11 protein-coding genes are annotated in these 11,137 nt (G+C 68.0%); 4 read left to right on the forward strand and 7 right to left on the reverse strand.

Translation table 11 applies throughout. The annotated features are described in order from the left end of the window. Positions 1-215: 215 nt before the first annotated feature. Complete coding sequence (locus tag LFM09_RS08040) at positions 216-1,343, reverse strand: steroid 3-ketoacyl-CoA thiolase (protein WP_414095670.1); 1,128 nt, start codon at positions 1,341-1,343, stop codon at positions 216-218. 127 nt (positions 1,344-1,470) lie between these two features. On the opposite strand from LFM09_RS08040, the gene LFM09_RS08045 reads away from it, so the two are divergent. Together LFM09_RS08045 and LFM09_RS08050 are read left to right on the forward strand one after the other, a co-directional pair. Continuing rightward, the gene (locus LFM09_RS08045) at positions 1,471-2,697 is read left to right on the forward strand and encodes a cytochrome P450 (RefSeq protein ID WP_414095671.1); all 1,227 of its coding nucleotides are present in this window, start codon (positions 1,471-1,473) and stop codon (positions 2,695-2,697) included. 12 nt (positions 2,698-2,709) lie between these two features. After that, the gene (locus LFM09_RS08050) at positions 2,710-3,636 is read left to right on the forward strand and encodes an alpha/beta hydrolase family protein (RefSeq protein ID WP_414095672.1); all 927 of its coding nucleotides are present in this window, start codon (positions 2,710-2,712) and stop codon (positions 3,634-3,636) included. On the opposite strand, the gene LFM09_RS08055 is transcribed toward LFM09_RS08050, so the two are convergent. After that, positions 3,590-5,218 (reverse strand): GMC family oxidoreductase, encoded by a 1,629-nt coding sequence (locus LFM09_RS08055; RefSeq protein WP_414095673.1) that lies wholly within the window; start codon positions 5,216-5,218, stop codon positions 3,590-3,592. The genes LFM09_RS08050 and LFM09_RS08055 overlap by 47 nt on opposite strands. A 121-nt stretch (positions 5,219-5,339) precedes the next feature. Between LFM09_RS08055 and LFM09_RS08060 the strand changes: the two genes are divergently transcribed. Then, entirely contained in the window at positions 5,340-5,558 is a 219-nt protein-coding gene (locus LFM09_RS08060) for a hypothetical protein (RefSeq protein ID WP_414095674.1), read from the forward strand. On the opposite strand, the gene LFM09_RS08065 is transcribed toward LFM09_RS08060, so the two are convergent. The 5 genes from LFM09_RS08065 to LFM09_RS08085 are packed head-to-tail and all read right to left on the reverse strand — an operon-like array spanning position 5,559 to position 10,053. Next, positions 5,559-5,996 carry a nuclear transport factor 2 family protein gene (locus LFM09_RS08065; protein ID WP_414095675.1) on the reverse strand — a complete coding sequence of 146 codons (438 nt, stop codon included), beginning with the start codon at positions 5,994-5,996 and terminating at the stop codon, positions 5,559-5,561. Beyond that, positions 5,993-6,853 (reverse strand): TIGR03619 family F420-dependent LLM class oxidoreductase, encoded by an 861-nt coding sequence (locus LFM09_RS08070; protein WP_414095676.1) that lies wholly within the window; start codon positions 6,851-6,853, stop codon positions 5,993-5,995. Before LFM09_RS08070 ends, LFM09_RS08065 begins: the two co-directional genes overlap by 4 nt. After that, a complete protein-coding gene (locus LFM09_RS08075; RefSeq protein WP_414095677.1) occupies positions 6,850-7,992 on the reverse strand; it encodes a thiolase domain-containing protein in 1,143 nt (380 codons plus the stop codon). The genes LFM09_RS08070 and LFM09_RS08075 overlap by 4 nt, the downstream gene beginning before the upstream one ends. Positions 7,993-8,030: 38 nt before the next feature. Beyond that, positions 8,031-9,086: a thiolase domain-containing protein gene (locus LFM09_RS08080; RefSeq protein ID WP_414095678.1), complete on the reverse strand. Its 1,056-nt coding sequence runs from the start codon at positions 9,084-9,086 to the stop codon at positions 8,031-8,033. Between the two features lie 7 nt (positions 9,087-9,093). Further along, on the reverse strand, positions 9,094-10,053 hold the full coding sequence (locus tag LFM09_RS08085) for a Zn-ribbon domain-containing OB-fold protein (protein ID WP_414095679.1): 960 nt from the start codon (positions 10,051-10,053) through the stop codon (positions 9,094-9,096). A 45-nt stretch (positions 10,054-10,098) separates the two neighbouring features. Here LFM09_RS08085 and LFM09_RS08090 point away from each other — a divergent pair, with 45 nt between their 5' ends. Continuing rightward, positions 10,099-11,127 carry an LLM class F420-dependent oxidoreductase gene (locus tag LFM09_RS08090; protein WP_414095680.1) on the forward strand — a complete coding sequence of 343 codons (1,029 nt, stop codon included), beginning with the start codon at positions 10,099-10,101 and terminating at the stop codon, positions 11,125-11,127. Positions 11,128-11,137: the final 10 nt, after the last annotated feature.

The following is an 11,137-nucleotide window of genomic DNA, read 5'->3' on the forward strand; positions in this document are numbered from 1 at the left end:
GCTTTTTAAGGCCGACCAGCGCCTCGTAAGGGCCCCGAAGTCAAGCCCCAATCGCAATCGTCGCGAAGCGCCGATGACGCAACCAAAGCTCGTCTAAGGACCTGAGCAACCACCCACGCAAGGCGACCGCCCGCACGGCAGGTGACCACCCCGCTGGAACCGGCGGTCAACCCACGCAAGCCGACCCGGGTCGTGACCCGAACCAGCCACGACCCTCAGATCCGCTCGATGATCGTCCCGGTGGCCAGCGCCCCACCCGCACACATCGTGATCAACGCCGTAGCGGCATCCCGCCGCTCCAACTCATGCAGCGCCGTGGTGATCAACCGCGTCCCGGTACTCCCCACCGGATGGCCAATCGCGATAGCCCCGCCATTGACGTTGACCCGATCCAGGTTCGGCCGATGCACCGCCGCCCAAGACAGCACCACAGACGCAAACGCCTCGTTGACCTCAAACAGATCGATGTCCGCCATCTTCATCCCACTGCGCTGCAACAACCGCGCCGTGGCATCCACCGGACCGTCGAGGTGGTAGTACGGGTCCGACCCAACCAGACACTGCGCCACAATCCGCGCCCGAGGCCGCAATCCGTGCGCCCGAGCGAACTCCTCGTCCACCACCATCACGGCAGACGCACCGTCAGAGATCTGTGAGGACGTCCCAGCGGTGTGCACCCCATCTGGCACCACAGGCTTCAACGCAGCCAACGCCTCAAGCGACGTCTCCCGCAACCCCTGATCGGTCTCCACCAACTCCTCGCCGACCTTCACCGGCACAACCTCAGCGGTGTACCGCCCAGCCGCCCAAGCCGCCCGAGCCCGGTTCTGCGACTGAACCCCGAACCGGTCAACCTCCTCACGCCCGATCCCGCGCCGAGCAGCCACCCGCTCAGCCGCCACGAACTGGTTGGGCAGATCGATGGTCCAAGACTCAGGCCGCGGCATCCCGGTGTCACCGACGTTGCTGCGTAGCGGTACCCGGCTCATGGCCTCAACCCCGCACGCGATGCCACAAGAGATCGCACCCGCCGCGATCAGCCCCGCGATGAGGTGCGTGGACTGCTGAGCCGACCCGCACTGGGCGTCGACGGTCATGCAGCCCGTCGAGGAAGGCAGGCCGGCGTGCAGCCATGCCGTGCGGGTGATGTTGTTCGACTGCTCGCCCGCCTGGGTGACGGTGCCGCCGATGACCTGTTCGACAGTGGACGGATCTACGCCTGTTCTGTCAAGCAGACCTCGTTGTGCCGCACCGAGGAGCTCGGCGGCGTGCAGGTCGGACAACCAGCCGTTGCGCCGGCCTATGGGCGTGCGCACCGCTCCCACGATCACCGGACTGCCCACGCGGGCCTCCTCTGCCTGGAAACTAGAACACGTTCCTGTGAGTCTCCAGATTGGCCGCCTGGGGGCTTCAACACAAGGCGCAAGCGTGTTTGAATCAGATAGAACGTGTTACATCTAGGAGGTGCCTGTGGGCAAGCCGCGCATCCCCGAGGGCTTCGACTTCACCGACCCCGACATGTACGCGAGTCGTCTGCCCTTCGAGGAGTTCGCCGAACTGCGTCAGACCGCACCGATCTGGTGGAACTCCAAACCACTGGGGCAGGGCGGGTTTCCGGACGACGGCTACTGGGTGGTGACCAGGCACCACGACGTCAAGGAGGTGTCGCGGAACAGCGAGTTGTTCTCCAGCCGGGAGAACACCGCGATCATCCGGTTCCGCGACGACATGCCGCGTGACAACATCGAGATGCAGCGGCTGCTCCTGTTGAACATGGACCCGCCGACACACACGAAGCAGCGCGGCATCGTTTCGCGCGGCTTCACCCCGCGCGCGGTCAACGCGCTGCGTGAGGCTCTCACTGCTCGCGCCGAGAAGATCGTGACGGAGGCGCTGGCCAAGGGAAGTGGCGACTTCGTGAGTGACGTGGCGTGCGAGTTGCCGCTGCAGGCGATCGCGGAGTTGATCGGCATCCCGCAGGAGGACCGGCGCAAGATCTTCGACTGGTCGAACCAGATGATCGCCTACGACGACCCCGAGTTCGAGATCGAACCGCTCGCGGCGGCCACGGAGCTGCTCGGCTACTCGTGGACGATGGCCGAGGACCGCCGCAAGTGCCCGCGCGAGGACATCGTCACCAAGCTCGTTCAGGCCGATGTGGACGGTGCGGGGCTCGCGTCGGAGGAGTTCGGTTTCTTCGTGTTGTTGCTCGCGGTCGCCGGCAATGAGACCACCCGCAACGCCATCACGCACGGCATGAAGGCGTTCCTCGACCACCCGGACCAGTGGGAGCTGTTCAAGGCCCAACGGCCCGCGACGGCCTGTGACGAGATCGTCCGCTGGGCCACGCCGGTGGTGTCGTTCCAGCGCACCGCGATGGCCGACACCGTGCTCAGCGGGGTGGAGATCAAGCAGGGGCAACGGGTCGGGATGTTCTACTCGTCCGCCAACTTCGACGAGGAGGTGTTCGACCATCCCGAGAAGTTCGACATCACCCGTGATCCCAACCCGCACCTCGGATTCGGTGGCAGCGGCGCGCACTTCTGCATCGGCGCGAACCTCGCCCGGCTGGAGATCGACCTGATCTTCAACGCCATCGCGGACGCCATGCCGGACATCAAGCAGGTCGCGGAACCGCGGCGGCTGCGGTCGGGCTGGCTCAACGGGATCAAGGAGTTCCGCGTCCAGTACTCCTAGTACGGTCGGGCGATGGGGGCCGACTTCATCGAGGAACCGACTGTCGTGCCGAGTCCTGCCGGTGACCTGCGCGCGATCGTGCGCAGGCCCGGTGAGGGCGTGGTGCCAGGGCTCGTCTTCGTCGACGGCAGCGGGTGCGGCGGGATCGAGGAGTGGGGCGACTGTCCTGCGCGGATCAGCGGGTGCGGTGTCGCTGTGCTGGCGCACGACAAGCCTGACTGCGGGAAGTCGCCCGGTGACTGGCGGACGCAGTCGTTTGCCGACCGGGCCGCCGAATCGCTGGCTGCGGTGGAAGTGTTGCGCGGCTGGCCCGGTGTCGACCGCGACAGGGTCGGTCTGATCGGGTGGAGCCAGGGCGGCTGGGTGTCGCTGCTGGCCGCCGCCACCGCGCAGGTCGACCGCGTGGTGACGATCAGCGGGCCCGGGGTCACCATGGCCGCGCAGGAGCGCATGCGCGTCGACAGCTGGCTGCGGCGGGACGGGGTTGGCGGCGCCGACCACGCGGAAGGCATGGCCTGGGTGGACGAGCGCGCGCGCAGGTTGCGCGCGGGCGAATCGGCCGAGCAGGTCGTCGCGGCTCAACTCGGCTTCGCCGACAAGCCCTGGTACGGGGTCGTATCTCAGGCCGTGACCACGCCTGGAGCGATGGCGTTCTTCGCGCGCAGCATGGATGTCGACCCCGCGCAGCTGTTGCCCGAGCTGAAGTGTCCGGTGCTCGCGCTGTTCGGTGGCGCCGACGACTCGGTGCCGGTCGCCACCAGCGTTGCCACGTTCGCGGCGGCCATGCCGGAGGACGCGCGCAACGGCATCGCGGTCTTTCCCGGCGCTGATCACAGTCTGTTCGTCGACGGCGTGATCGCGCCGGGATTCCTGCCGATGCTGACCGCGTTCCTCAGCGGTCCGCCAGAACGCGTTGCGCGCCCATCTCGCCGATCATGATGGCCGGCGCGTTGGTGTTGCCGCCGGTGATCGACGGCATGATCGACGCGTCGCAGACCCGCAGGCCCTCGACGCCGCGGACCTTGAGGTCGGGACTCACGACCGCGAGCTCGTCGACGCCCATCCGGCAGGTGCCGACGCCGTGGTAGACCGACGTCGCCCGGTTGAGGATCGCGTCCCGCAACTCCTGGCCACGCAGCCCGACACCTGGGTGGATCTCCGATTTGACCGAGCCGTTGAACGCGCTCGACGCGAAGATCTCGCGGACCATCTCCGAGCCCTCGGTGAGGACGTCGAGGTCGGCCGGATCGGCCAGGTACTGGGGGTCGATGAGCGGTGCCGCCGCCGGGTCCGCGGAGGCGAGGCGCAGCGTGCCGCGGCTCTTCGGGTAGATCAACGTGGTCAGCACGGTGAGCGCGGGGCGCTGGTCCACGTCGTGCCGGATCGGTGCGTCCTGGTTGGGCGACACGTACGCCCACGGCAGCAGGTGAAGCTGCAGATCGGGGATTGCGTCGGCCTGGGACGTGCGCAAGAACGCGACGGCCTCGAACACCGAGTTCGCGAGGAACGTGGTGCCGGGGCGGAGCAGCTCGCGAGCCAGCCCGCGCGCGAAGTACGGTGCGGAACCCTTGTTGCGGCTCGACGAGACGTGGAACGTCAGCGCGTGGAACATGTGGTCGTGCAGGTTGTCGCCGACCGGCAGGTCCGCAACCACCCCGATGCCGTGTTCGCGAAGGTGCTCGGCGTGGCCGATGCCGGACAGCATGAGCAGCTGCGCGGATCCCACGAACCCAGCTGAGAGGATGACTTCCTTGCCGGCGCGCACAGTGCGTTGCGTGCCGTCGGAGTCGACCACTGAGACGCCCACCGCGCGGCCGTTCTCGATTAGCACCTTCTGCACCAGCACGCCGGACTGCAGTTCCAGCGTCGCGGGCGCGAGGTGGTGGAGGTAGCCGCGTGAGGCGCTGTAGCGCAGGCCGTCGGCGGCGTTCTGCTGCATGCGGCTGACGCCCTCTTGCGACTCGGCGTTGTAGTCGTCGAGGATCTTGCAACCGACCGTGTCGGCGGTGGCCTGGAGGAACTGCAGCGAGCCCTCCTCCGGGTTCCTGACGCGGGTGACCCGGATTGGACCACCCTTTCCTCGGAACGTGTTCTCGCCGTCCTCGAAGTCCTCCATCCGCTTGTACGCGGCGTTCACGCGGTCGGCGTCCCAGCCGGTGTTGCCCTCGGCGGCCCACGAGTCGAAGTTGGCGCGGTTGCCGCGGACGTAGACCATGCCGTTGATCGAACTGGAGCCGCCGACGACCTTGCCGCGCGGCACCGGCATCTTGCGGTCGAGGGCGTGCTTCTGCGGCACGGAGTAGTAGCCCCAGTCGAAAGGCTTCTTGAGCTGGGGAACCGCGTGCATCGGGCCGACGAGTCCCGGCTTGCGGACCAACAGTTTCTCGTCGGTCTTGCCGGCTTCGAGAACGATCACGCTCGCGCCTGCCTCCGCCAGCCTGCCCGCGATCGCCGCTCCCGAGCTGCCCGACCCGACGACCACGTAGTCAGCTTCGTTGCCACGCGACGCCCTCTTCGCCATGTCCACTCCTCGGTCGCCCGGCACCGAAAACTGAAACCTGTTCTAGTTGAACGTATAGCGCCTGCGCCCGGTTTCGCAACCGGCGTGCTACGTCACGCCGGACGGGCACGGCCACGCCGCCGTGCAGGCCGCGCTGGACAAGGTGCGCAAGGGCATCACCGGCGCCCGGCTCAGCGGGGACGAGTTCGGGGCCAGGTCCGGCTTCGGCCTGTGGGCCAACGAGCTTCCCGAACCCGGTCAGGGCCCGGCGATCGGCTCGGTGACGTTCGAACGACTGCGCCTCAAGAACAACGAGGTGGACGTCAGGAACACGACGTCCACCTTCACGATCACGAGGTAGTCAGGGAGTCTGAAGGGTCGCGAGCGCGCGTTCTGTCTCCCAGAACGCGCGCAACGACTTCACCAGCCCGTCCTCGCCGACCCTGTAGACGAACACGCCCTCGGTGTCGATGCGCGCTCCGCCAGGCAGGAACGCGGTGATCGTGCCGACGTTGGCACACTCGGAACCGGCCGCGAACGAGTCGTGCATCGTGAACTCGAACCGTTCGACGTTGGCGATCGTCAGGTCCCAGAACGCCGAGATCGCCTCCTTGCCGTGGTGGCCTTTGCCCTCGGCGTCGAACATCGACGGGCCGACCGGGTCCTCGACCACCGCGTCGTCGGCGAACAACGCCAGCCAGTCGTCCTTCGCACCACGCGTCACGGCGTCCATGGAACGCCACGAGGCCACCCGGGCCGGGGTCTCGGTCTTCGAAGCCGTCCAGGTCACCGCGGTCACGCGAACTCTCCCAACACCTCGTCGGCGAAGCGCCGAAGTCCGTCCTTCTTGGCCTGCAAGCTGCCGTCGAACCCGACGCCGTAGAACAGCCACGGCACCACGATCACGTCCGTCACGCCGATCTCGTCGAGCTGCTTGTACCCGTCGAGCCCGAACCGGTCGATGCACACCGCCTGGATCTCGAACGGCCGCTCGAACGCCCCCAGGTCCTTCAGCTGTTCGATCACCGACTTGAGGTCCGCGTACTTGATCATCGCGGACGTCCAGCCGTCACCGACCCGTGCCGCGCGCTTCAGCGCAGCAGGGGAGTGGCCACCGACGTAGAACGGCACCGGCGAGGAGGGCGCCGGCGACATCTGCAGCCGGTCGAAGTCGAAGTACCCGCCGTGGTACTCGACCATTCCGCCGCCGAGCACGAGCTTCAGCACGTCGATCATCTCGTCCACGCGCGGGCCGCGGTTCTTGAACGGCGCGCCGCACCACTCGAACTCCTCCGGCGACCAGCCGAGCCCGACGCCGAGCCCGAAGCGGTTGCCGGTCATGTGCGCGACCGAACCGACCTGGCGGGCCAGCAGCAACGGGTTGCGGGAGCCGAGCTTCAGCACCTGCGTGTAGAAGTGGATTCGCGACGTCACCGCGCCCATCGCCGCTGCGGCGACGAACGGGTCGACCCACGGGGTCTCGGCGTTCCACATCCGTGAGCCGTCGGGCGTGTACGGGTAGTCGGCCGACACCTTCTCCGAGAAGAACAGCGAATCCGGCAGCGCGATCGACGCGTAGCCGCACTCCTCGGCGGTCTTGGCCAACTCGGTCAGCTGGTCGAGCGGGCTCATGGCGATGCCAACGGTGAACTTCACGGCTTCTCCGATCCGACGACCCACATGGCGAAGAACTGCGACCCACCGCCGTACGCGTGGCCCAGGGCCACCCGCGCGCCGTCGACCTGGTGGTCCCCGGCGGTGCCCATGACCTGCATCGCGGCCTCGGCGTAGCGCAGCAGGCCCGAGGCGCCGATCGGGTTCGACGAGAGCACGCCGCCGCTCGGGTTGACGGGCAGCCGGCCGCCGATCTCGGTCTCGCCCGCCTCGGTGAGCTTCCAGCCCTGGCCGACGTCGGTGAACCCCAGGTTCTCCAGCCACATCGGCTCGAACCACGAGAACGGCACGTAGATCTCGGCAGCATCCACTTCGGACAGCGGGTCGGTGATGCCCGCCTGCTTCCACAACGCGCGGGCGGCGTCCTGTCCGGCCTGCGGGTTGACCTGGTCGCGGCCGGCGAACGTCGTGGGTTCGGTGCGCAGCGCTGTCGCCCGGATCCACGCCGAAGGGCCGGACGTCGGTTCGGCGGAGATCACGACCGCACAAGCACCATCCGAGGAAGGACACGTCTCGTCGTAACGGATCGGGTCCCACAACATCGTGGACGCTCGAACCGATTCGACGGTGATGTCCGGCTGTTTCAGGTGCGCGTAGGGATTCAGCGAACCGTTTCGACGGTCCTTGGCGGCCACCATCGCGCCGATGTGTTCCGGGGCGCCTGCGCGGCGGATGTAGGCACGGACGTGAGGCGCGAAATAGCCGCCAGCGCCCGCGTGCACGGGCATGGTGAACGGGGTGGGCACCGAGAGAGCCCACATCGCGTTCGACTCGGACTGCTTCTCGAACGCCACCGCCAGCACGCGGTCGTGCACGCCGGACTGGACCAACGACGCGGCGACGTTGCCCGTGCTGCCCCCGACCGAGCCCGCGGTGTGCACGCGCAGCAACGGTTTGCCGACCGCGCCAAGAGCGTCCGCGAGGAACAGTTCAGGCATCATGACGCCCTCGAACAGGTCGGGGGCCTTGCCGAGGACCACGGCGTCGATGTCAGGCCAGTCCACGCCGGCGTCCGCCATGGCGCGGTCGATCGCCTCACGGCACAGACCGGCCATGGAGACGTCCAGGCGCTTTGCGGCGTGGTGTGTCTGGCCGGTGCCGACGACTGCTGCCGGGCGCATCAGTCCCGCCTTTCCTCAACGTGGAAGAGGTTCCGCATCTACGGCCGCCCTTCCATGACGCAGACCAGGTTCTGTTGCAGCAGCGGCCCGCTCGTGGCGTGCCCCAGCACCTTGGAGGCCGAGCCGTCGTGCACCCGGCGCGCGGCCTCACCGATCCGCGCCAGCCCTGCCGCGAACATCGGGTTCCCGGCGAGCACTCCGCCCGACGGGTTGACCACCACGTCGTCACCGAGTCCGAGTGCCTGGCGCAGCAGGATCTCCTGGTGGGTGAACGGCGCGTGCAGCTCGGCGACGGAGACACCCTCAGTCCCGGCCGCCTTGCCCGCGGCCACCGTCGAAGGCGAGGTCAGCAGGTCGCGTGCGCCGAACGACGGCGAGTCCACCCGGTGCTCGAACCCGGTGATCCACGCCGGCCGTTCGCAGAGCTCCCGTGCGCGGTCGCCGGCCGCCAGCACGATCGTGGCGGCGCCGTCGGTGATCGGCGCGCAGTCGTGCCGCCGCAACGGATCCGCGAGGTAGTCGGAAGCAAGCAACTCGTCGATGTCGACCTCACCGGACAGCTGCGCGAGCGGGTTCGACATCGCTGCGGCGCGACTCTGCGCGGCCACGGTCGCCATCGCCCGCTCGTCCCAGAGCCCGGCCTCGATGCCCATGCGGGCCTGAATCCCGGCCAGGCCAACGGAATCCGGCCACAGCGGCGTCACGACGTACGGATCGAGCTGCATGGCCATGACCCGGCGCAACTGACCGGCCGACGACTTGCCGAATCCGTAGACCAGTGCGGTGTCGACCTCGCCGCAGAGCAGCTTCACCCAGGCCTCGTACAGGGCCCAGGCGGCGTCCATCTCGACGTGTGACTCCATGATCGGTGGGAACGCGCCGATCGCGTCGACCGCCGACACGAACGAGAACGCTCGCCCGGCCAGGTAGTCCGAGGAACCCGAGCACCAGAACCCGATGTCGGACTTGGTCAGTCCGAGCCCGCCGAGCACCTCGTGGAAGATCGGCACCAGCATCTCGACACCGTTGGTGGTGCCGTCGGTCTCACGCACGCAGGGCGTTTGCGCGAAACCGACCACCGCGATCTCTCGCATCAGGGCCTCACAGGTGCTGGGAGTAGGAGTCGAACGGCGCGTCCGGCTCGCCGGAGGGCTTGAAGTGGTCGATGTTGCGCATCGTCGGGCCCCACTCCTCGCGCGGCTTCCACACCGCTTCCACGCGCATGCCCATCCGCACGTCCTCGGGAGCGATGCCGAGCAGCAGGTGCAGGAACGGGATGTCCGCGCCGTCCAGCAGCACGTAGGCCGACACGTACGGCGGCGGGATCCGCTGGCCCAGGAACGGCACGTTGACCACGCAGAACGTCGTGATCGTGCCGCGGTCGGACAGTTCGATCTGCTCCGTCGTCGGTACGCCGTCGGTGGGACAGGCGGGACGCGGCGGGAAGTAGACCTTCTCGCACACCGGGCAGCGCTGGGCGAACAGCCGCCCTTCCATCAGGCCACGCAGGAACGGGTCCTCGGTCGGTGACGCGGAGTGCGTGTAGTGGAGGTTCACCGGCGTGGTCACCATCGTGACCTCGTCAGCTTCAACAGGTGGGTCCGCAGCGTCTTCGGAGAGCTCGAAGCACTCGATGTCGGTGATCGCGCCGACCCGTTCTCCACGCCAGCGCACGCGTACACGCGCGCCTGTGGAGATCTTGTCCGGCGAGCCCGCGTCGACGGCGTGCAGCAACGAGGTGTCCGCGCCGTCGAGCTGGATCAACGCCCACGCGAACGGCCGGTCGAGCGGCTGGCCCTCCAGCGGCTCGGGAATCCACGACCAGCCGCGCACGACCCCGGTCGACGCCACGTCGACGAACTCGGTGAGCCGCTCGGCGGTCACCGGGTCGTACTCGAGCGGCGGCACGTGCACCCGCCCGTCCGCACCGCGGATCCCGGTCACCTTCCGGCGCCGCAGATCCGAGAGGAACCGGCCCAGCGTCGGGCCCGTCGAGCGCGTGTAGTCGAAGCCGACGTCCAGCGGAGCGCTGAGAGGTTTTGTCTCGGGCGGCTTGGTCACAGATCAAAGTGAAACAGGTTCTCGAAATGGTGGCAAGATGGGTGCATGAAGCTCGGTCTGCAGCTCGGGTACTGGGGCGCTGGGCCGCCCGCGAACGCCGCCGAACTCGTGGCGGCGGCAGAGGAATTCGGCTTCGACGCGGTGTTCGCGGCCGAGGCGTGGGGCTCCGATGCCTTCACTCCGTTGGCGTGGTGGGGATCCGACACGCAACGGGTCCGGCTGGGCACGTCCGTCGTGCAGATGTCGGCCCGTACGCCGGCTGCCTGCGCCATGCACGCGCTCACGCTCGATCATCTTTCGGGCGGGCGGTTCGTGCTCGGGCTGGGCGTGTCCGGGCCGCAGGTCGTGGAGGGCTGGTACGGGCGACCGTTCGCCAAACCGCTTGCCAGGACCAGGGAATACGTGTCGATCCTGCGCCAGGTGATGGCGCGCGAGGCGCCAGTGGTCAACGACGGCCCGCACTATCCGTTGCCCTATCAGGGGCCGGGTGCGCTCGGTCTCGGCAAGCCGCTGAAGCCCATCACGCACCCGCTGCGCGCTGACCTGCCCATCTGGCTCGGTGCGGAGGGTCCGAAGAACGTCGCTTTGGCGTCGGAGATCGCCGATGGCTGGCTCGCCATCTACTACGCGCCGCGGCTGGCCGGGATGTACGACGAGTGGTTGGCCGAAGGGTTCGCGAAATCAGGTCGTAGCAGGGAGAACTTCGAGGTCGCGGCCACGTGTCAGGTCGTGGTGACGGACGATCCGGTGAGCGTGCGGGCCATGCTCAAGCCGTTCGTTGCTTTGTACATCGGCGGAATGGGTGCGCCCGGGATGAACTTCCACGCCGAGGTGTTCACGCGCATGGGGTACGGCGAGGCCGTGCAGGACATCGGCAAGCTGTTCCTCGCCGGACGTAAAGACGAGGCGGCGCAGGCGGTTCCGGACGAGCTGGTGGCCGAGATCAGCATCGTCGGCACCGCCGAGCACGTGCGCGACGAGATCGGCCGCTGGGAGAAGGCGGGCGTCACGATGCTCATCGTCGGGTGCCGTGACGTTGCCTCGATCAAGGCCGTGTCGGAGGCTTGTCAGTAGGTGAAACGCG

The organism is Lentzea alba (genome assembly GCF_047445655.1).
Classification (GTDB): domain Bacteria; phylum Actinomycetota; class Actinomycetes; order Mycobacteriales; family Pseudonocardiaceae; genus Lentzea; species Lentzea alba_A.

Bases quoted from the DNA above. Each gene is read 5' to 3' on its own strand.
- LFM09_RS08050 (WP_414095672.1), top strand. From the start codon at position 2,710: ATGGGGGCCGACTTCATCGAGGAACCGACTGTCGTGCCGAGTCCTGCC.
- LFM09_RS08055 (WP_414095673.1), bottom strand. From the start codon at position 5,218: ATGGCGAAGAGGGCGTCGCGTGGCAACGAAGCTGACTACGTGGTCGTC.
- LFM09_RS08075 (WP_414095677.1), bottom strand. From the start codon at position 7,992: ATGCGCCCGGCAGCAGTCGTCGGCACCGGCCAGACACACCACGCCGCA.
- LFM09_RS08080 (WP_414095678.1), bottom strand. From the start codon at position 9,086: ATGCGAGAGATCGCGGTGGTCGGTTTCGCGCAAACGCCCTGCGTGCGT.
- LFM09_RS08090 (WP_414095680.1), top strand. From the start codon at position 10,099: ATGAAGCTCGGTCTGCAGCTCGGGTACTGGGGCGCTGGGCCGCCCGCG.